This window comes from Nocardioides pacificus, assembly GCF_054775955.1.
Genome location: NZ_BAAHCI010000006.1, coordinates 25,967 through 44,829, shown reverse-complemented (window position 1 = coordinate 44,829; position 18,863 = coordinate 25,967). Strand labels below are relative to the sequence as shown.

Sequence of the window (18,863 nt, the reverse complement as noted above, 5' to 3'; positions counted from 1 at the left end):
GACCCGAACGAACAGGTGCAAGCCATCCGCTCATGCCGCTGATAGCGTCTCGTCGTCGTCGCGGAGAGCGACGACGACGCGAGCGAGGCCGTCGAACAGCTCTGGGAGACGGGCAGGTTTGACCGCTACGCGATCTCGCGCATCGGATTCAGCGGCTTCACATCAACACCGACGGAACTCTTCACACCGGACCCCGGCACCAGCCGCATCCCCTAACACTCAGGCATGTCCTGACAAGCAAGGACAACCTGGGGATCTGGACCCGGCGCAAACCGGGACCGGGGCTCTCCCCAGAGCCGAACGATTCGCCATTCGTCGCGCCGAACTACTCCGCGGACCTGTAGACATAGGAACTCGCAGGTCATAGCGAAATTGAGAAGTTCGGAGTTCCAACGTGGTGCGTGAGTGGATTACCTACGACGAGGCCGCGGAAGTCCTTGGGTGTTCGCGGCCGGTCGTCGCACGTCTCCTCGAGGAGGGCCGGCTAGAGCAGCGCAAGGGGCTGGCCCGCAAGTTCCCCTCGATCAACGCGGCGTCAGCGCGTCGGCTGGCGGGCGAGCTCGCGGCCGAGGATGCGGAGCGTGTCGAGGCCGAGCGTGTGCGCCAGGAGCAGCGCGCTGCCTGGATGACGCCACCGGCCGATGGGCAGGTGTGGCTCGACGCGCCAGTGGTCGCGGCGCTGCTCTCGGTGAGCATCCAACGGGTCTACCAGCTGCTCCGCGCTGGCCGGATCCCCTACACCGTCCACGGCGGCAAGCACTGGATCAGACGGGTGGACGCTGAGGTCATCGCGGCCGCGCGTGCGTTCCACCAACGGGCCCAGGAAGCCCGCTCCCGTGGTGCAGACTCGGCTACGGCTGAGGGATCGCGGTGAGGCTCAGCAGTGGCCCCACATGCCGCGGTCGGCGCGCTTGGCCTGGGCCTGGGTGCTCTTGTAGGCGCGGGTGCGCTTGAAGGGCTTGCGGTCGTAGATGTAGACGCGGGCGTTGCCCCGGGAGAGCTGGGCGCGGTTGATGTCCTTCTTGCCCTTCAGCACGTAGCGCAGCAGCCGGTTGTAGCGGTCCTTGAGCTTCTGGGTCGGGTCCGAGACCAGCTTGACCCGGGTCCCCACGGGCAGCATCTGCTTCATCGCAGCCGAGGCCTGCGGCCCCCAGCACTGCACCCCGCCGTGGACCTCGGGGGTGTCGATCCCGATCAGTCGCACGTCCTTTCGACCTCCGCGGGGCAGCAGTCGGACCCGCACGGTGTCGCCGTCGATGACCTTGACGACCTTCGCGTTCTGACGCAGCGTCGCCTGTGACCCGGAGCCGCTTCCAGAACCGGTCCCTCCCCCGCCGCCGGAGGCGCCACAGGGGCACGGGAGCGAGTCGCAGGCCCGGCCGTCGTTATCGGCGTCGAGGCGGTGCGGGTCGGACTGTGGGCCGCCTTGGGAGAGGTAGAAGTCCTGGGCCTGCTGCTGGGTGTTGAAGTCACCGCAGTCACGATCGGCCACTGCGTGGGCGGCCGGGAACGTCGCCAGACCGGCGAGCATGAGGACGAGCGCGAAGAACGCACCAGCGAGACGACCAACCATGACGAGCAACCCCCAAGAGCGAAATCCAGATGTGTCTCCTGAGGCTAGGCGCGCCATGCGGCCCCCGCAGAGACTTGCCCAAACTCAGCCCCACTGGGCCACACATGGTCGAGAGCGAAGGGCCGGTTCCTCGGGGAGTGTCAGTGTGGTGCGGCCACAACGCGTCCAGATCCGGGAGGACGGTTGAGCGGATCTTCTCGACGTCCGGACGGTCGGGGGGCGAGTCACCGCGCACCTCGGCGTGATGCTCCAGGTCGTCGGCGATCATCAGCAGCGCTGAGCGCAGAACCTGGTAGACGTCTTGAGTGATCTGCCCGGTGTAGCGCAGGAGGAGGAACCCGGCCGCGTAAATGAGCTGCAGGCTGTCAATGTCGCCGTTCTCCGCTGCGGCGAACGCGCCCTCGATGGTGTCCCAGGGCATGAGGGTGGCGATGCTCGCCCCCTCCCGCGATGTCGTGGCCTGCGACCTCGTAGTCGTAGAGCATGTCGGCGCCTTGTTGTAATCCGAAGGGGGCGCCCTCGGAACCGTTATCGGCATAGACCGGGTCGGTGAAGTGGGCCAGGTAGCGGGGATCGGTCGTCAAGATCATCAGCCCTCCCCCTCCAGCGGCCCCAGGCACTCGCTGGCGGGCAGGCACTCGCGTTGGGGCACCCCGGTGCGTTCATGATTTTTCGGTAGCCCACAGCGCTCCTCGGAGCCCGGCTCGCCGTCGACGCGGAGCATGGGCCGGCCTTCGTGCAGCGGACGCTCACAAGCGGCAGTCATCAGCTGGTGCTCCTTAACTGAAGTGTGGGACGCGGGCTCTGCCTGGCGTCCTCATTGTTGCGCCGGCGTCTGGTCGATGGGGGGCCTTTGAGCACCGGCCTGTGGAAACCGGCGCCCCTCCCCCGGCGTGTACGTCTCAGAACGGGGTCCCGAAGTCTGGGAGCACATCGACGACCACGAGGGTCGACCGTGGACCGGGAGGTCTTGATGGGCGTGCACGTAGATGGCGTCCAGGATCTCGAGGACCCCGGTGAACGCCTCAGCAACTGGGTGCATAACGTCGCCGGTCAGCTGGGGGTCATCACTCTCTCACTGTGTTAATGCCTGAGCCTCGCCAATGCGGATTGGTAAGGGGGCGGTGGTCAGGTCGAACTCGATGCTTCCGGACTGGCCCCCGCCAGTCCACTCGACCACCCAATGGCTCGTCGCGGTGACCGGGTACGCGCCGTGTGGCTTGTCGTCGCTCATCTGCTCGTAGCGATGCCCACAAGTCGGTGAATCCTGCTTGCCGTAGTGGTCGGCGTACGGGGTCCCGCGGCCGGTGCAGGTGACCTTGGTGCCGTCGCCCATGTCCCACACGATGCTGGAGACCCTGGCGGTGGCACTGACCGATACAGGCCCTTCGCTGGCCGAAGCCGTGATCGGCCCGAATGTGTCGTCCGTCGGGTCTTCGACCCACATCCACACCGGCAGCCCGACCAGGCCCACCCGGTCCTGCCCGGGCTCGGGCACGATTCCGATCTTGACCGGGTCAAGATCCATTGAAGCGATCGCCCGGCGCGCCAGGTCCTCGGGGTTGACAAGGACCTCGCCGGTCTCCACCCACGCATTCTGGTTTGATCCCTGATACGGAGGCGCTTGGATACACGGGTGCCAGTCGCCGTCTTTGTCGGACTGGCCCGCTGGCGGATCCGGCTGAGGAGAGACTGGCGTCGAAACGATGTAACACATGTGCTCGCTGCTCCAGCTTCCACCACCCCGGGAGCACTGAATCTCCGTGTCACCGAACATGCAGGTCGAGAAGCCACCCGTGGCCTCACCGCCGCCGCTATTTCCACCGGGGTTGCCACCGTCCTCCTCCTCACAGTCGACCTCGCCGGTCGCCTTGTCGACGACACAGCCCGCAACCGCCGATGGGACCGCAGCGGCCACGACCACGACCAATGATCCGAGAATTGCCAGCAGAGCAAGGAAGCGCCTCAGCATGACTGGTCCCACAGGAGGTCGGACCCGGATACCTTCCAAGTGCCCTTGTCCTTCACGAGGACGTACTTCACCGGCGCAGGGTTGCGCAGCGGGTTGCCATCCGGAGCCGTGTAGTCGGGCTTCCGCACGTTGCCCTTCACCTTCACGGTCACTCCCGTTCGGTCCTCGCAGTCAGTAATCTCGATCGAGGTCCCTCGGTTCCGAGGCGCCGTGAGCGTGTGGACGTAGCTGCCCGTCTCGGTGACGTCGGCCTGCTTCATGTCGACCACCGACTCCTGCACCTCGATGAACACGTCGCCGGTTGCGACTGGATTGAGGGTGTTGAAGTCGATCGTTCGCGTTCGGTACGCGCGATCCCTCACCGTGAGGTACTTCGTCAGCTGAGCGGCCGCCTCATCCTCAGGTGCCTTCGGAGTTGGGGTGGCTGTCGGTGTCTGGGAGGGGGATTCGCTCGGCGTCTGGACCTTGGGCTCGGCGTCATCGGCGCAGGATGTCAGGGCAAGCGCAAGAGCGAGGGCCACTCCCCCGGGTGCAGACTGGTGGTATTTCCTCATGCGCTCTCTCCTCCTCTGTGCGGGGTCATGACGGACCGCTGGTCGATTCCGAGCCTCTTATCGTCGTTGTAGAGGGTGCGGATGGTGTCGCGCAGAACACGGCTCGTGCGACGCGGTGGGCGTCAACGTCGCGGCGGTCGCCGCCCGCCGCGGCGTAGCGGACGCTGAACTCCTGGTTGAACGTCGTCATGTGCTGGTGATCCTCTTCTGGGTCAGCTCGCGAGCCAGCCGTGTGTACGGATGATGGTCTTAGTGCGCTCGGACAGCTCCGTGGGCGCGTCGCCGTCGTCGGACCGGTTGCATATCTCGTCGCGCAAGATCCGGTCGGCCTCGAACTGGTCGCCTTCGGCCTTCCTGACGTGGGCGAGACACAGACGGGTGCTCTCCCCGTCGGGGTCGGCGCGGTGGGCGACATCGGCGGCGGCACGGGCCTTGCTGAGGGCGCTGACGGCCATCGCCTCGGTGACCACGATGAGCGCGACGTCGGCGATCCAGCCAGGGGCCATCTGGTCGACGCGGTTGGGCTCGTTGACCAGCCACTCCCATCCTTCTTCTCGCAGCTGACTGAACGGCGGGGCGTCCCCTACCAGCTTGAGTGCTGTGCACAGGTCGGCCACGCCTTCCGCGCCCCCGCGGGCCTGGCCGCGCTTGCGAAGCCGGGAGAACAGGTCCAGGTCGACGAGAAGGCCGTCGTCGACCTGGTAGACGTTGACCCCGGTGAGTCTGGCGGCCGGCGCCTTGTCCGCATAGGGAAGGTGGTCCTCGCCGGTGTGGGGGTTCGGGCCGAGCCAGTCGCGGACGATGTTGGTGTAGTCGCGCACCTTGCCGTCGGAGATGGAGAAGGCCTCGCGGATCTGCTCGCGGGTTGCGCCGTGCTTGCGGTGCAGGGCGAGGAATGCCAGGAGTTCGGTGAAGTAGGGCTTGCGCTTGGCGAGCGCTTTGCCGTGGGTGCGCGCGGTGACTGGGCCGAGCAGGGTGAGCCGGGGCCGGTTGCAGTCGGTCGAGAACCAGTCTGCGATGTCCTGGTCCAGGGTGGGGTCCTTCTCCTCGACCTGGCCACGGACGCAGGCGGGGACCTTCGGCGCGAGGACCTCGAGGTCCTCCTTCACGATGGGGCTCTCCCGGATGTAGTCCTCGTCATCGAGCTCGAGAAGGGAGGACAGCGGCTCATCGATCGCGTTCTCGGGTGTGTTGCGCGGCATGGTGTACTCGCGGCGCAGAGCGCCGGAGGAGTCGGTGTAGGCCTCCCAGCCGTCGGCGGCGGTCTCGTCCACGGGTGTGTCCACGTAGGCCGGGGTCTCGCTCTGGGCGTAGACCAGAGCGCATCCGCGGGCCTCGTCGCTGGTGAGGCCGACGGCGATGAGGTCGAGCCCGGCGTGCTCGAGGACGACGCGACCGGTGTTGGTCATGTGCAGCACCGCGCCGGGGGTGTTCGGACGCTCTCCGGCGACGACGACGGAGGTCGCGGTCTGGCCGACGTGGTCCTTCACCAGCTGCAGGAGCTGTTCGAGGTCGTCGGGGTCTCCGGCTGCGGCGTCGAGGAGCAACATCCTGGCGGGCCAGGTGTCGTCGTCGACGCTGCCGGTGCGGGCGGTGGAGACGTCGGTGCTGTGTCGCTTCGCCCGGTCGACGGCGGTGACCGCGGTGGCGAGGATGTCTGCGGTCGCCGGTGTCCCGGCCGCGCCGGTCGGGTAGTAGGTGATCCGGTCGTCCATGGCGATGGCTTCCTCAGCCACGCCGATGCAGTCGACGCGGACGCGGCGCGACCAGGGGTTGACGGCCAGCTGCGCGGCGAGGTGGCGTGCGAAGTCGCGGCCATGGGTGGGATCGCCACTGATGGTCAGCAGGGACAGCTCCTCGCAGTTCAGCAGCCACGTGTCCCCGGTGTCGCTCACGCCGATGGTGACCAGCAGCGGGTAGGGCGCCTCGACGGAGCCGGTGTCGGGGCCGAGGTCTTCCGCCGCGGTGTCTGTGCTGACGTGCCAGTGAGTCTGGTCGGGGCTGCCCACCCACGGAGCCGGTACGGCGGCCGGGGCGCTCAGATGCAACGTCAGCTTGCCCTTGGCAAGCTCCACGGCTGCGAGCGGCGGCATCGTGGCACTCTGAGCTCCCACCGAGGCCGCAAGGCGACGCAGAGCCTCGTCGGCGAACTCGACGGTGGCGGCTGCGGCGCGTCCGGTCGCGTTCAGGGTCATCTCCACCGGCGCCAGCTCCGGTGACGGAGTGGCGATCGCCCGACCTGGCGGCCGGTTCCGGAAGGCGGCGCGCCGGCGCATGCGTAGCGCTGACAGCAGTGCGGCGGACAGCAGCACGCCCCCACCGGTGAGACCCGCGAGGACCCAGGGCGCCTCGAGGACTGAGCCCTCAGCGTCGTCGGTCTGGTGCACGTCGACGGCCGGCTCGGTCGGCCCCTCGCCCTGCGGCACCTCGAGGTCCAGCCTCTTCGGGGCCTGGGGCGCGGGGATCGCCGGCGTCTCTTCGGACGGAGGACCCGCCGGCTGCTGCCCGATCTCAGGCCGGGCGGGCGTCTCAGGCCTGCCCTCCCCATGTGGCTGTGGCTGCCGGTCGTCGTGGCCGGCACGTGGCTGGGCTCCGGGGAGGTTGAGCTTCCAGCCGACCTCGATTGCGTCGGGATCAACCAGCTGGGCGCCGCCGGGCTGTGTGATGCCGGCGGAGGCCTCGTATATCTCGGGCCACCGGTCTGCATCACCGAGCTGCTCGTGGGCGATGTGGCTGAGCGTGTCATGGGGCCGCACGGAGTAGGCGCGAACCGAAGCTCCGCCACCCGGGGCGGGCAGCTTCAGCACCCAGCCGGGCTCGAGGAAGCTGGGTTGGGAGCCGAGGAGGTCGCGGTTGAGCGCGACGATCTCCTTGTAGCGCGCGCCGTCACCGAAGTGGTCCTCAGCGATCGACCACAGGCTCTCCCCCGGCCTGACCGCGTGAGCGAGCGTCGCGGGCTCCCCCTTCGCCTCGACCCGCTCCGCGTGCAGGGAGGGCGTCTGGTCGACGATCCTGGCCTGGGTGTGGCTCGCGGTCGCTGGCGTGGCCGCGGCTGCCGGGCCGGTGTTGGTGCCTGGCGCAGCCACCGGAGCTGCGATGAACAGCAGAGCAGCGAGTCCGACCAGGCCGCGAGCCGCGCTCTGCGGCCGGCCGAGACCCGGCAAGGGTGGCGTCTCGACTCTGCGGAGCCGGGCGAAGGTCTCCACCACCAGGCTGAGGGTCATCAGGGCCCACGCGGTCCAGCCGATCACCTCGAAGAGGCTCAAGACCAGGGTGCCGTCATCGGGTGCGAGGAGTGCGTCCTTGACGCGCTCCCAGCTGGGCGCCTGGTCGGGGATCGGGTTGGCTCCGATCGCGAGGAGGAGGGCGGGGAGGCCGATGATGATGCCGACGACGGCGAACGTGGCGAGCAGTCCGGTCAGCCGCTGGCGCGGGGTGGGCGTAGTCATTGTTCGACGCCTCCTTGGGCGCGGATGAGCCGTGCCGATGCCTGCCCGGTGACCCTCAGCGAGTTCAGCCCGATGATGGCGAGGAACTTGCTGTCGTAGGTGTCGGTGGTGCGCACGATCAAGGTGTCGCCTCCGATGACGGCGACACTGCCCTGCACGTCGGCGGCGCTGAGGTAGCCCTGAGCGGCGGACTTGGCGGCGTTGATGTCAACGCGGAGCTCCTCGCCGCGAATGGCGCTCGAGCCCTGGACCTCCTGGGCGCCGGTGCGCGCTGCCTGGGCCGCGGCACTGCGTGCCTGCTGCTGGGCGTGCACCTTGCCGCCGAGGTCGACGGCCATCCCGACCAGGATGATCATCACCAATGACGCGGTGGCGAACCAGACGCTGATGGAGCCCCGCTCATCGCTCTGTCGTCGGATCAGGTGTCCCATCATCTGCGCTCCCGGTAGGCGTCGACGGGGCTGCTCGCGGTGGCGGTGATCGTGCGGGTGCCGGGTACGCCGGGGATGCTCAGATCCGACACGTTGACCGCGCAGGTCACTGTCACGCTGACCTGGGTGGTGTTCCCGATCGGTGCGTTGAACGCGGCAGCGTTGACCGTGATCCTCGTGTTGGTGCAGTGCACGTCCTGGTCCTGTAGGCCGCTTGCGGCCGAGGATGTGGCGGCGGCGACCGCCGCGCTCTGGGTTCGCTCGATCGAGGCTGCTCGTGCCGCCTCGTACGCGGCTGCTTCCACCGACTGCTTGGCGATCTCGACGCGTCCGCCAAGGACGATCATCGCCACGAAGAGCGCGAAGGCCGGGGCACCGATCGCGGCCTCGATGGCCACCGATCCGCGCTCGCCCCGGCTCCCGCGGAAGGCGTGGGCCCAAACGCTCGTCGTCATCATTCGGTGAGCCTCTCGACCGGGACACTGGCGCTCTGGCGGATGCTCACGCGCCAGCCAGGGATCACGCTCATGGACTTGCCGGTGACGGTGATCATGGCCGTTGTCGTGGTGCGTGATCCGGTGACACTGCTCGAGGTCATCACGTCGGACCCGCCGGCATCGCGAAGGAATCCGTTGGCGGTGGCCACTCCGGACTCGCGGGTGCCGTTCTCGCTGCCCGCCTCGCGTGCGCCCTCCTGCGCGGCCGCGAGCGCTACCTCGCGGGCGTGGTAGTACAGAGCGCCCTGGACGCCGAGGAACATCACCAGGAACAGAGCGGGCATCAGGAAGACCATCTGGATGGCCACGGAGCCGCGCTCGTCCCCGCGTCGGCGGCGGGAGTCGGCGAACATGGGCGGACTACCTGATCTTTCCGGCCTCGCTCGTCACGAACGCCCTGATCGCGGCGACGACGATGCCGACGATGAGGATGACCGCGCCGGCCCAGATGACCTGCTCGATCGTGACCGATCCGCGCTCGCCGGGTCGGTGCTTGACTATGCGGTCCTCCATGTTGGTGATCACGGCGAGGACCGCCACCTGGAGGGTGATGAAGAGCTTCATCATCGGGTTGTCCTTTCTGGGGGCGGAGTTCGTGTGGCCCGGGAATCGCGTCGCTGTCAGGTCGCGAATCGGAGCATGGAGGGGGTGACGAGGATCGCCATGAACACGATGCCGAGCAGGCTGGCGGGGATGTACATGCGCTCGGAGACGGCGTTGGCCCTTCCGAGCTCGGCGCTGAGCATCGCCGAACGCAGTGCGGTGGCTCGGGCGCGCAGGTTGTTGTAGATCTGGGCGCCGTCCTGGCCGGACTGCTGCATGATGTCGGCGAGGTCGTCGAGTTCGGGGACTGCGAGGTCAGCGGCGAGCCCGTGCAGTGACTCCCACGGGGCGCGGGTCATGTAGCGGGCGCGGCGTAGCTCGCTCTCGATCCGTTTGAACACCCACGTGTCGCCCACCTCGGCGGCAGTGCGCAGCGCCTGCTGGCCGCTGGATCCGTCGCGCACGCCGGTGGCGACCATGTCGATGTAGGCGCCCAAGGCACGGCTGAACTCGATGCGGGCCTTCTTGGCGTCGTCGGTGGCGTTGTAGTTGGGCATGAACCAGAACAGTGCGGCGAGCCCGAGCGAGCCAATGGTGGGGATCACGAATGGGAGCGGGAGCCCGATCACTGCGAAGAAGCCCGCGAACAGGGGCGGCATGGTCAGACCTAGCAGGGCCCAGACGACCTTCTCGCCGTAGAATCTGGTCTCGTTGACTTGGAGGATGGCCAGGTCCTTGCGTGGAGTGTGTGCCCACGCTGACCCGGGCAGGTTCTTCATCGCCCACAAGCCGATCCGGTCGACGAGAGATCTGGGTTCAGCGCTGTTCTCCACGGCGGGCGCGCCGGGGCCGTGGCCGAGCACGACATGGCGAGGAGAGAGCCGGTCCAGCGCGTCGGTGAGATCGGGGTCGGATGGGGCTATGCGCCACACCAGCAGGGCGACGGCGAGCCCGAGGAGGGTGCCGCTGGTGAGCGCGAGCTGGAGGCCGGTCACGCGAGCGCACCTTCCTTGTGCCCGTGCACCGCACGTTGCGCGTTGCGGGCCGGCAGGTCGAGGAAGCGCGGGAGCGGTTTGGCCACCGCCATCCGGCGCATCCACAGCAGCGTGGCGACGTAGGCGCAGAGCAGGACCGCGAGGATGACCTGACCGAGGGGGCTGCTGTACGGCTCGATGTAGTCGCCGGTGAGGGCGAGCACGCCCAGGACGCCAAGGGTGATCACGGTGACGGTGCGGGCGGTGGTACGCGGCTTTGCCTGGTCGGCGGCGATCTGGCGGCGGGCACGCACGTCGGCGGCGACCGTCTCGGCAAGGGCGTCCAGTGCCTTGGCCAGACCGGCCTGGCCGCGCCCGCTGGCGGCCAGGATCAGCTGGCTGGCCACCACGTCGCCGGTGGAGTCGTTGAGGTCTTCGGCGAAGGCGCGCAGCACATCCTCGGTGGTGGCGGTGTTGTTCCAGAGCCGGGAGACCATCAGCCCGACCTCCCGCTCGATGGGCGCGGGCGCCGACTGCAGCGACTTGATGAGGGCAGATCGCAAAGATTGGCCGGCCGTCAGCTTGCCCGACAGCGACCGGGTCCACTCCTCGAGCCCCTCGAGCTTCTCGATACTCGTCGCGGCTGGCGGGGGCGTGAGCAGCAACGGGAGGCCCACGATCGCGGCTGGGACGAGAACGACCGCGATCACCCAGCCTGTCATCAGCGCGACCAGGAGGCCGGCGACAGCACCGCCGGTGACGAGCCTCCGGGTGCGCGGGGTGAGCCGGGTGACCCAGCCGCCCGCCCGGCCGAACGGGGTGACGGCACTGGGCGCCCGAGGCGCCGCCGCAGGGACGGGGATCAACGCGTAGACCATGCCGATCAAACCGAGGACGATGAGCGCCCCGCCGACGGCGGGCAGGAATACGGTCATGAGGTCACCACCTCCGGGTGTGCATGGGACTCGGCCTGATAGGCCTCGAGGTCGAACCCGTGGCGGGCGAGTTCCTGGGCGAGCACGTGGTCGAGTTTTCCGGTGGCGACGGCCTGACCGAACCGGTTCGGGGCGAAGATCGGAGTGGTCGCATAGCCGCGCGCCGCGTCGATGCTCGGCTGGACGACCAGGACCTCCTCGACCCAGCGCTGCTTGCGGAAGGTGCCGTCGTCGTTGGGGACGACCACGCAGCGCAGGTACATCACGATGTCGATGGCGGCGGCGAGCTTGCTGATCGCGAGCTCTCGGGTGACCTGTGGGCCCTTCTCCATGGCGCAGGAGACAAGCTTCTCGATGGTGTGCTCAGCGCTGCGGGCGTGGGTGGTGCTGATCGAGCCCGGGCCCGACTCCATCGCCTTGAGCATGTTCCAGACCTCAGGGCCGCGGACCTCGCCGACGATCTGGCGGGCCAGATTGAACCGGAAGGAGTGGTGGATGGCCTCCTCGAGGGTGAACTCACCGGCCTGGCGGCCGTCGATGCCCACCTCGCCGGAGCCGGGTCGGTGCTCCCAGGCGTGGACGATCTTGTGCCGGTCGACCAGCTCGTGCAGGTGGAGCTCGAACTCGGTCTCGAAGGTGCCGATCATCTCCCAGGGCGGGATACACGAGCACAGCGCGCGGACCCAGGTGGTCTTTCCCGAGCCCTGGACCCCGGAGATGACGACGCTCTTGCCGGCGCGTACGCAGGCGGCGACGAAATCGGCCAGAACCGCGCCGCACGCCTTGCGGTCGCGGACCATCTCGTCCATCGACACCTCGCGCAGCCCGTGCCTGCGGATCACCACCGAGGTGTAGGCCATCACCCAGGAGCCGGCCGCGAGGCGGGCGCCACCGGGCAGGCGCAGGTCCAGGTGGGGCCGGGCTTCGGTAAACGGGCGATTCTGCCGGGAGCCGAGGTCGGCGAGAAACTCGCGCAGCTCGTCCTCCGAGTCAGCGATCGGGGCGGCCTCGATCAGTGTGCCGTCGTCGAGCTCCAGCCAGACGGCGCACACCGGACCGCGAGCGATGACGATGATGTTCTCCACGTCGTCGCGATCGACCAGGGGCTGCAGCCGGCCCAGTCCGAACAGCGCGGCCTTTAGCGCAGCCTTGAGGGCGTTCTCGTGCTGGCGGCTCCACGGCGGTCGGCCAGTCGACACGCGCGTCTCAGCCTCGGACTTGATGAACTCCTCAATGACGTCGAGGCCCATCTGCTCACGGTCCTCGTCGGTGATCCGGCCGCCCTCCTTGTCCAGACGAGCGGTCAGCCGGGAGGAGATCTCGGCCCGGTACTGGGCGATGAGCTCCCAGTCGAGCTCGATCTCTCCCACGTCAGCGACGGCGTGATCGGGGGCGACGAACGCGCGAGGCTCCTCGCCAGGCACCGTGACCAGCGGTCGGAGGGTGAAGTCTGATCGGGTGGGGCCCGACGACAGCTGCTCCGCGCTGCTCCAGACGCCGGCAAAGAGCGGCAGCGTCGAGGGGTCGTGGTCCTCACTGGTCCTCGGCGGGTGCTGCGGGGCGGGCGCGTCGCCGTGAGCAGCGCGGCCGTGCGCGAAGGCCGAGCGTGGGTAGCCGTCTGCTTGCCGCGGCTCGGGCCCTTCATCGGCCCCGGCCCCGCGCGCTGTGGCTGCGGCTGCGGACGGGCGTCCGTCGGTGGTCATGCGCGTCCTCCGATGGGGTGCGCGAGGGCTGCCTGGTTGGCGGTGAGGGTGGACTGGATGACCGATGCTGCGGTGCGGTAGCTGCGCACGAGCTCGCAGGACTCGAACTTCCGGGGCTTGCGGGCGCCGTGGGAGTAGACCTCCGCGGCCTCCAGGCCCCAGTCCACCGATGCTGTGACGGGAATCTGGAGCGCCTTGGCGATGTGGTGCGCGGTGTAGGGACGCACGCGTGCAACGCCCCGGGGAGCCGCCGGCCAGCGCCGGTCCTCGTCGATGAGGAGGACCCCGAGTCGTGAGAGGCCACCGACGGCCGCGAACTGATCGCGCAGCGTCTTGGCCCACGAGCGTGCCCCGGCCAGCGCGGGCAGGGAGCTTCGGGTGACCAGCAGGGTCAAGTCGGAGGCGGCGATGAGCGGCTGCGGCCACCCAGCGAGACCGAGCCTGCCAGCGTCGACGATGACGTCCTGCCCGTGGCGGTCCAGCGCGCGCAGCTGCTCGGCGAGCGGCTCCCACAGTGCGAGCAGGCTCGGGGCCTGCTCGTGGTCGCGGATGCCGGGCAGGAACCAGGGCGCCCGTTCCGCCGGGGAGTCGGGGGCGAGCAGCAGCGTCTCGCGAGGAAGGGCGGCGGACAGTGCGCCCTCGCGCAGCGCGAGGGCGAGGTTGATCAGGCCGCCCGTGGGCTCCTGGGTTCCGTGGAAGTAGCCCGCGAGGACTGCGGAGGATCCGGTCGGGTCTGCGTCGACCAGGAGCACGGGACGGTGCCAGTTGAGGGTGAGACCCAGCGTCGTGGTGGACACGCCTGGCGAACCGCTGGCAGAGGCGAGGACGATCAGCGCCATCGCTCAGCGCTCCCGCGCGTCCAGGACCAATGCCACCCGTCGGGTCGCGGCGCGGGCGGCCAGGTCGGCAGCGTCGCCTGCGGGGACCGAGACGTCGACGACTGTCTCGCCGGTCTCCTGCACACGGCTCACACCAACGACGAGCGCCTCGATGGTGGCCGGTTCCTCGTTGTTGACCTCACCCTGGTCGCCGGGCGTGGTGACGATCCGGACGGCGTCGCCGGAGTACAGCGGCTCTGAGGGCATCTGTGCCGGGCTGAGGCTGACGCCTACCAGGGACTCCCCCTCCCTCGGCACCACAGTGTCGGTGACGGAGTCTGCGGTCAGGAGGGCGCCGGCCCACAGATCGACGGCGGCGCGGCTGCCCTCAAGGTCCGGCTTCTGGTTCCCGGCGACCGGGCTCAGCACGGGGTCCACACTCAGCCGTGCAACCGAGAGGTCGCCGGCCTCGATGGTCTCGCCCCGTTTGATGTCGCGGCTGACCACGAGCACTTCCTGCGTGTCGTTGACCGAGGTGAACGCGAAGGCGGTCCCCAGCCCTCCTGCGGCGACCAGGGCCGCGCAGAGCGCGAACACCCAGGGTCTGCGACGCTGCTTGGGGCGCGGGCGCGCGGTGTTGTTGAGACTCGTCATGGGAGTGCTCCTGGGTGGAGCCTCGACGGACAGGCCCTGAGCGGTGTTCTGCGACATGGATCCCGAGTCCTCTCGTGTCTCGCTCACCTACGTGTCAAGACGGGCCGGGGCGATCAGCGCTGCGCCCATTCGACACGACAGCACTAGTGCAGTTCTATCGACCGGCTCGCCATCAACCGGTGACCGCCCCCGAAGTGCCATCGCCCAGTCCTGACCGGAGGGTCTCGCGGCTCAATCCCCCCGGTGGGACCGAGTACCAACGCCTCCGAACGATCCGGATTCCATGGGACCACATTTCGTCGGACTCGCCCAGAACGAATTTATCCCTGTGGATAAGCGCGCGGACCCGCCTGCATCTACGAACTCGTTCAGGAGGAGGCTGTCGCGCTGCGCTGGCGTCGCAGTTGTGCCTCAAGGAACGCGGCGCCCACCACGTCGACGGACTCACCGAATGCGCGGGCAAGCGCTTCGATCGTCTCCGCCGCCGGTAGCCGGGTCCAGCGCCCTTGCTCCCAGGCGTAGTAGGTGGGCACCGCCACGCTCACCGACGCGGCGAGCTCGGGAACGGTGAGCCCCGCCTGCAGGCGCAGCGCCCGGACATCGGGGACATCGCCGTCCAGATGGATCAGCCGCAGCGTCTCGATGTCGAGGGCCCTGGCGAGTCTGACCAGAAAGTCGGGGCGCGGAGTCGACATGCCCAATTCCCATCGAGAGATGCGCTCACCCCCAGCCGCTCCCACCAGGCGCGCCAGCTCATGCTGGGTCAGCCCTGCCTTCTCGCGAGCAGCCCGCAACGCGTCGGGGTCGATTCCGGAGACCATCGCCGAGGAACACTAGTGACCGACTGCTCGCTCACCAAGCTACTTCCCACCTAGGTGAGGAGAAAGCGAGGTGGACCATGAGCACTTCCCCAGCCGAGAAGACTGTTCCGGGTGTCGCCACCCTCACAGCACCTGGCAGCGCCGCCCCCGATCCACTGGCCGGCGCCCTGATGCCCGAGCGCAGCGGCTCGCAGGTGGGCATCCCCAGCATCGTCGAACGCGCACTGACAGTCGGATCCTCGAGCAGCCACCGGATGGGCTGCTCGCACCGGTTGGGCGCGCTGCCCTGCCTGAACCACGAGCCGCATGAGGGCGACGGGCGGGGCTGCGTGCACCACTCTGGTTCTGGCTTCCCGGACGACGAGTAGCCCGCCGCTGGCCGCCTCAGAGCCAGGGCACGCTCAGCCGTGCACCAGGCGTAGATGCCTCCGCCCGGGCTGCTCGACGGGCGCTTCCAGGCGCTGCATGCGCTCGAGCGTCATCGTGTGCCCGTAGCGCCGCAGCAGCCCCGCCAGTACGGGACCGAGGCCGAGCGAGAGCACGAACTGGTCCGCCTCGGCCTCCGTGTGGAGCTCGATGCGTCGGCCGGCCTCCGGCACCAGATAGGTCAGCGCGATGACCGCGCCCCCGAGCAGACCAGCCAGGGCTCGGTCTTCGACGACCGACTGCACCACGCAGACGACCCCCACGAGGCCGCGCAGCGCCCAGGAGAGCCGCAGGAACGGAAGCCAGGTGACGGCCCGGCCGACGCCGCGGCCCGCGGCCACCATCAGCCGCCACGGCATGGTCGCGGCAAGCAGGACCAGATCCAGTCGTGGCGAGATCACCTGGCGCCGGCCGACCGCGTAGGCCACGGCGGCTGCCACCTCCACGCCGGTCACCGCGCCCCGGTACGTCGCCTGGACCAGCCCAGGGGTGACGACCACGGTGTGCTGGCCGATCGCCGCCGCCACCGGTGTGCTCGGTCGCTGCACCCGGCGCACGAACAGCGCGTCGACGCCGACGCCGCGAGCGACGAGCTCGGCCAGCACGGGCGCCATCACTGCGGACTCGGTCTCCGTCACCGGCCGCGACCGCGTCAACGCCGCGATTGCGGGCTCCTGCAGCTTCCCCAGCGCCAGCGCGACCACCAGCCCGCCCGCAGCCATGAATGCCGCCAGCCCCAGCACCGGCGGGAGCAGGGCACACACCACCACGGTGAGCACGCAGCTCACCAAGAGTGTCGGGACCAGCGTCACGGCCTTCAGCACGGTCGTCGAGTACCTCATCTCGGCCCTCCTCCATCGTGAAGCACCAGCGCTGATCCCGTGGGCTCTGCTCGCGGTGATCGTGCGGCGGGCCCCGGATGACATAGGCGAACGAGACCAGTTTGTGCCCAGGTGCCGACAGCACCCGAGTTATCCACAGCCCGGCGCTGAGCGCAGCGGGCCGCGGACGGAACGTGGGTTCATGGATGAGCGGCCTTCGACTGAGAGGAGAGCTCGTGGACACCGTCAAGGCTGACCTCACCTGGCACCGGCTTGGCTTGATCGCCCAACTGCTGCACCAGGCCGCGGTCCAGGTGTGGGACGACGCCGACGAGGCCGCCCCTGACTCACCGCTACACGACCTTGGCCTGGGCATCTACCTCGCGCACTCCCATGCCAGCGCCCTGCTGGCTGACAGCGCAGAGCCGCCCCACGACGCCCCGCTCCCTGAGCTCCAGGGGCGGACGCCGCTGCAGTTGCTCATCGAGGCCGAGGAGTTGATCCGCCCCTTACCGGTGCGCCGGGCAGAGCTGGTTCGCGGCTGGCAGCTGGTCGTCGACCTGTGCGACCTCGTCCGGGAAGCTCGCAGTCTTGGCTACTGAGCGGCGCCTGGCGTACGCCGCCATCGACCAGGAGCTCTTCGACGTCACTCAGATCCCGGCGACTTCGCACGATGTGCGCAGCGTCGGCGAGATGCTCGTCGACGTCGACTATCTGGCTCGGCAACTGCTGATGGATGTCAGCGGCGATGATGCCGCCACGCTGCTACGGAGTTGGCCGTCGATGGTCGCGGCAGCGGCGGACCTGTGGGCCTCGCTGCCGGCTCGCCCGCCTAGCGTCGCCGAGCGGGATCACCCCATCATCAGTCTGTCCGCGCAGGCCTCGACCATCCAGGCCAGCCTGGCGGGTCGCACTGCTTGGCCGGGACCGGGCCCGGCGAACCTCCGCCTCGACCAGATGGCCCAGACCCTGCGTAACGCCGCGGCGCTGGTGAGCCGCTACGGCGCCGAGATCGAGCCTCAGCAGACCGAGGCTCACCGCGACCTCGAGGCAGCCCGGACCAGGATCATGCACGGCCTCTACCTGTCCGCCCACGCCGTCACCGTCGCCCTGTACGACAACGGCCGCGAACGCGTCAGCGCTGCACGCGGCGCCGGCCGTCGTGTCCAGCTCGCCCAACACCTCTCCCCCTACGCCATCGCACCCACCGGGGTCTGGGTCGACCGGATGTCGGCGTGTGAGAACACCGCGCGCAGCTACCTGACCCAGGGGTTCACCCAGGCCCTCGCGTGCGAGGCGATCCGGCCTGTCGACGACGGTCGTCTGGCGCAGGCACTGGCGGCCTGGGACATCCAGTCCCACCGCGCCCTGGCCCGCGACCTCGAGCCGTCCAACATCCTGCTGATCACCCGCACCCAGGGCCTCATCGCCGGCGCCAGCATGGTGCTCGTCGATGCGGCCACGACCGCCGGCATCCTCGAGCCGTCGGAGCATCTGATCCCCGCGATATCAGAAGCTGGCCGCTCCTGGAGCAACCTGGCCCGCCGATGGGGCGACTTCGCCCTCCCCGGCGCACAACTCGAGGAGCCACTGGCCCGCGCGGCCGCGGAGGTCCGCGCCGCCTACCGCCAGATCACCCAGGACGCCACGGCCGTGGCGTCATCGGAGGTCATCGCCACCCGGCCAGGACTCGCTCAGAGCGCCGTGACGACATTGCGTGCGATCGAGACCGGCTCCGAGCTCGCACACGTCGTCGCCGAGAAGGCCGATACCCCCAGCCTCACCGGCCCAGCCCGAGCCCTGTCCCGCCGCGCGCACAACGACGTCGAGTCCGGGCTGGCCACAGCAACGACGGAGAGTGACGTCGTATGGGTCTCCGCCGCCGACATCCTCGCGCGTCGCACCGTCCCGGTGCCGCGGCCCGTACGGGACGCCCTGCGTTCGGCGAGTGCGGCGACGGAGTCCGCGGCCATGGCAGCGGCGCCCTTGGCCCTGCTCGCGCACTCCAACTGCGGCACCCATCGAGGCAGCTGTCTCGCAGCGACCAGCAACCCCCCACCTGCCGGGCGCCGCCCGCCAGTACCTTCGCCCGGCCACAACGTGCCAGGCGGCCAGTCCGCAAGCGGCACTGATCCCTCAGCATCCGTCGGGCCACCTAGGTGAGCACCACAAGCCACCGGTCTGCGACCACCGGGCCACCACATCAAGACGAGAGGACGAGAGATGGCACAGGCGAGAGAGATGCTCAGCATCGCTGGATACCGAACGACGGTTCCCCGGGCCCGCGAACGCGCCCCCGAGGATGCCGTCACCGATCTGAGCGGAGCGGCCACGGCCCCTTCCGTTGAGCGAGGTCCGACTGAACGGGGGCGACTCGCTCTCATCCCCGCCACGATGAACATCACCGATGCGGCTGACTACATCGGGATCGCGAAGTCGACGCTGTACACCTGGCGCACCCGACGACCGGGATTCGGCCCGCGCGCCGTGAAGGCGGGCGGTGCTCTGCGGTACCGCCGCTCGGACCTGGATGCATGGATCGAGGCCCACGCCGAGGCACTCGACCTCGAGACAGAGCTGGAGAACGACGACCGTCCGGGCTCTAGGGGCGAGCGGTCATCGACATCCAACGGGTTGGGTTCCCTGTCACGACGCTCCGGTCCACGCCATCGATAGCGCTCAGAGGTCACGA

Annotated in this window: 21 protein-coding genes; 5 read left to right on the top strand and 16 right to left on the bottom strand. The window is 69.1% G+C overall.

From position 1 onward, the window contains the following. Positions 1-397 precede the first annotated feature (397 nt). On the top strand, positions 398-874 hold the full coding sequence (locus ACYU7L_RS11920; RefSeq protein ID WP_460796782.1) for a helix-turn-helix domain-containing protein: 477 nt from the start codon (positions 398-400) through the stop codon (positions 872-874). A 3-nt stretch (positions 875-877) separates the two neighbouring features. Here ACYU7L_RS11920 and ACYU7L_RS11915 read toward each other — a convergent pair whose 3' ends face one another. The 15 genes from ACYU7L_RS11915 to ACYU7L_RS11845 form a co-directional block, all read right to left on the bottom strand. Next, positions 878-1,573, bottom strand: a complete 696-nt coding sequence (locus ACYU7L_RS11915) for a thermonuclease family protein (protein ID WP_460796780.1) — start codon at positions 1,571-1,573, stop codon at positions 878-880. Between the two features lie 365 nt (positions 1,574-1,938). Beyond that, entirely contained in the window at positions 1,939-2,163 is a 225-nt protein-coding gene (locus ACYU7L_RS11910; protein ID WP_460796778.1) for a hypothetical protein, read from the bottom strand. Between the two features lie 485 nt (positions 2,164-2,648). Continuing rightward, entirely contained in the window at positions 2,649-3,545 is an 897-nt protein-coding gene (locus tag ACYU7L_RS11905) for a hypothetical protein (protein ID WP_460796776.1), read from the bottom strand. Beyond that, positions 3,539-4,099 carry a hypothetical protein gene (locus ACYU7L_RS11900; protein ID WP_460796774.1) on the bottom strand — a complete coding sequence of 187 codons (561 nt, stop codon included), beginning with the start codon at positions 4,097-4,099 and terminating at the stop codon, positions 3,539-3,541. The genes ACYU7L_RS11905 and ACYU7L_RS11900 overlap by 7 nt, the downstream gene beginning before the upstream one ends. Positions 4,100-4,311: 212 nt before the next feature. After that, positions 4,312-7,548 carry a LysM peptidoglycan-binding domain-containing protein gene (locus tag ACYU7L_RS11895; protein ID WP_460796771.1) on the bottom strand — a complete coding sequence of 1,079 codons (3,237 nt, stop codon included), beginning with the start codon at positions 7,546-7,548 and terminating at the stop codon, positions 4,312-4,314. Beyond that, entirely contained in the window at positions 7,545-7,982 is a 438-nt protein-coding gene (locus ACYU7L_RS11890) for a pilus assembly protein TadG-related protein (RefSeq protein ID WP_460796768.1), read from the bottom strand. Before ACYU7L_RS11890 ends, ACYU7L_RS11895 begins: the two co-directional genes overlap by 4 nt. Next, the gene (locus ACYU7L_RS11885) at positions 7,979-8,434 is read right to left on the bottom strand and encodes a TadE/TadG family type IV pilus assembly protein (RefSeq protein ID WP_460796766.1); all 456 of its coding nucleotides are present in this window, start codon (positions 8,432-8,434) and stop codon (positions 7,979-7,981) included. The genes ACYU7L_RS11890 and ACYU7L_RS11885 overlap by 4 nt, the downstream gene beginning before the upstream one ends. Further along, positions 8,434-8,829, bottom strand: a complete 396-nt coding sequence (locus ACYU7L_RS11880) for a TadE/TadG family type IV pilus assembly protein (RefSeq protein WP_460796764.1) — start codon at positions 8,827-8,829, stop codon at positions 8,434-8,436. The genes ACYU7L_RS11885 and ACYU7L_RS11880 overlap by 1 nt, the downstream gene beginning before the upstream one ends. 7 nt (positions 8,830-8,836) lie before the next feature. Then, positions 8,837-9,043 carry a hypothetical protein gene (locus ACYU7L_RS11875; RefSeq protein ID WP_460796762.1) on the bottom strand — a complete coding sequence of 69 codons (207 nt, stop codon included), beginning with the start codon at positions 9,041-9,043 and terminating at the stop codon, positions 8,837-8,839. A gap of 53 nt (positions 9,044-9,096) precedes the next feature. Beyond that, positions 9,097-10,014 carry a type II secretion system F family protein gene (locus tag ACYU7L_RS11870; protein WP_460796759.1) on the bottom strand — a complete coding sequence of 306 codons (918 nt, stop codon included), beginning with the start codon at positions 10,012-10,014 and terminating at the stop codon, positions 9,097-9,099. Next, entirely contained in the window at positions 10,011-10,928 is a 918-nt protein-coding gene (locus ACYU7L_RS11865; RefSeq protein WP_460796757.1) for a type II secretion system F family protein, read from the bottom strand. The genes ACYU7L_RS11870 and ACYU7L_RS11865 overlap by 4 nt, the downstream gene beginning before the upstream one ends. After that, entirely contained in the window at positions 10,925-12,631 is a 1,707-nt protein-coding gene (locus ACYU7L_RS11860; protein WP_460796755.1) for a CpaF family protein, read from the bottom strand. The genes ACYU7L_RS11865 and ACYU7L_RS11860 overlap by 4 nt, the downstream gene beginning before the upstream one ends. After that, entirely contained in the window at positions 12,628-13,428 is an 801-nt protein-coding gene (locus ACYU7L_RS11855; protein ID WP_460796752.1) for a hypothetical protein, read from the bottom strand. The genes ACYU7L_RS11860 and ACYU7L_RS11855 overlap by 4 nt, the downstream gene beginning before the upstream one ends. A gap of 45 nt (positions 13,429-13,473) precedes the next feature. Continuing rightward, a complete protein-coding gene (locus ACYU7L_RS11850) occupies positions 13,474-14,103 on the bottom strand; it encodes an SAF domain-containing protein (RefSeq protein WP_460796751.1) in 630 nt (209 codons plus the stop codon). Positions 14,104-14,471: 368 nt separating this feature from the next. Beyond that, the gene (locus ACYU7L_RS11845) at positions 14,472-14,924 is read right to left on the bottom strand and encodes a helix-turn-helix domain-containing protein (RefSeq protein WP_460796748.1); all 453 of its coding nucleotides are present in this window, start codon (positions 14,922-14,924) and stop codon (positions 14,472-14,474) included. 77 nt (positions 14,925-15,001) lie between these two features. On the opposite strand from ACYU7L_RS11845, the gene ACYU7L_RS11840 reads away from it, so the two are divergent. Further along, entirely contained in the window at positions 15,002-15,292 is a 291-nt protein-coding gene (locus ACYU7L_RS11840) for a hypothetical protein (RefSeq protein WP_460796745.1), read from the top strand. A 33-nt stretch (positions 15,293-15,325) separates the two neighbouring features. Here the strand turns inward: ACYU7L_RS11840 and ACYU7L_RS11835 are convergent, their stop codons facing one another. After that, positions 15,326-16,192: a hypothetical protein gene (locus tag ACYU7L_RS11835; protein ID WP_460796742.1), complete on the bottom strand. Its 867-nt coding sequence runs from the start codon at positions 16,190-16,192 to the stop codon at positions 15,326-15,328. 215 nt (positions 16,193-16,407) lie between these two features. On the opposite strand from ACYU7L_RS11835, the gene ACYU7L_RS11830 reads away from it, so the two are divergent. The 3 genes from ACYU7L_RS11830 (at position 16,408) to ACYU7L_RS11820 (ending at position 18,847) form a co-directional block, all read left to right on the top strand. After that, positions 16,408-16,773 carry a hypothetical protein gene (locus ACYU7L_RS11830; protein ID WP_460796739.1) on the top strand — a complete coding sequence of 122 codons (366 nt, stop codon included), beginning with the start codon at positions 16,408-16,410 and terminating at the stop codon, positions 16,771-16,773. Next, positions 16,763-18,334, top strand: a complete 1,572-nt coding sequence (locus ACYU7L_RS11825) for a hypothetical protein (protein WP_460796737.1) — start codon at positions 16,763-16,765, stop codon at positions 18,332-18,334. The genes ACYU7L_RS11830 and ACYU7L_RS11825 overlap by 11 nt, the downstream gene beginning before the upstream one ends. A 231-nt stretch (positions 18,335-18,565) precedes the next feature. Continuing rightward, the gene (locus ACYU7L_RS11820; RefSeq protein WP_460796734.1) at positions 18,566-18,847 is read left to right on the top strand and encodes a helix-turn-helix transcriptional regulator; all 282 of its coding nucleotides are present in this window, start codon (positions 18,566-18,568) and stop codon (positions 18,845-18,847) included. Positions 18,848-18,863 lie beyond the last annotated feature (16 nt).

Coding starts and splice junctions, on each gene's coding strand:
- ACYU7L_RS11860 (WP_460796755.1), bottom strand. CDS start 12,631: ATGACCACCGACGGACGCCCGTCCGCAGCCGCAGCCACAGCGCGCGGG.
- ACYU7L_RS11900 (WP_460796774.1), bottom strand. CDS start 4,099: ATGAGGAAATACCACCAGTCTGCACCCGGGGGAGTGGCCCTCGCTCTT.
- ACYU7L_RS11905 (WP_460796776.1), bottom strand. CDS start 3,545: ATGCTGAGGCGCTTCCTTGCTCTGCTGGCAATTCTCGGATCATTGGTC.
- ACYU7L_RS11915 (WP_460796780.1), bottom strand. CDS start 1,573: ATGGTTGGTCGTCTCGCTGGTGCGTTCTTCGCGCTCGTCCTCATGCTC.
- ACYU7L_RS11885 (WP_460796766.1), bottom strand. CDS start 8,434: ATGACGACGAGCGTTTGGGCCCACGCCTTCCGCGGGAGCCGGGGCGAG.
- ACYU7L_RS11845 (WP_460796748.1), bottom strand. CDS start 14,924: ATGGTCTCCGGAATCGACCCCGACGCGTTGCGGGCTGCTCGCGAGAAG.
- ACYU7L_RS11865 (WP_460796757.1), bottom strand. CDS start 10,928: ATGACCGTATTCCTGCCCGCCGTCGGCGGGGCGCTCATCGTCCTCGGT.
- ACYU7L_RS11895 (WP_460796771.1), bottom strand. CDS start 7,548: ATGACTACGCCCACCCCGCGCCAGCGGCTGACCGGACTGCTCGCCACG.
- ACYU7L_RS11835 (WP_460796742.1), bottom strand. CDS start 16,192: ATGAGGTACTCGACGACCGTGCTGAAGGCCGTGACGCTGGTCCCGACA.
- ACYU7L_RS11820 (WP_460796734.1), top strand. CDS start 18,566: ATGAACATCACCGATGCGGCTGACTACATCGGGATCGCGAAGTCGACG.
- ACYU7L_RS11880 (WP_460796764.1), bottom strand. CDS start 8,829: ATGTTCGCCGACTCCCGCCGCCGACGCGGGGACGAGCGCGGCTCCGTG.
- ACYU7L_RS11910 (WP_460796778.1), bottom strand. CDS start 2,163: ATGATCTTGACGACCGATCCCCGCTACCTGGCCCACTTCACCGACCCG.
- ACYU7L_RS11850 (WP_460796751.1), bottom strand. CDS start 14,103: ATGACGAGTCTCAACAACACCGCGCGCCCGCGCCCCAAGCAGCGTCGC.
- ACYU7L_RS11890 (WP_460796768.1), bottom strand. CDS start 7,982: ATGATGGGACACCTGATCCGACGACAGAGCGATGAGCGGGGCTCCATC.
- ACYU7L_RS11840 (WP_460796745.1), top strand. CDS start 15,002: ATGAGCACTTCCCCAGCCGAGAAGACTGTTCCGGGTGTCGCCACCCTC.
- ACYU7L_RS11875 (WP_460796762.1), bottom strand. CDS start 9,043: ATGATGAAGCTCTTCATCACCCTCCAGGTGGCGGTCCTCGCCGTGATC.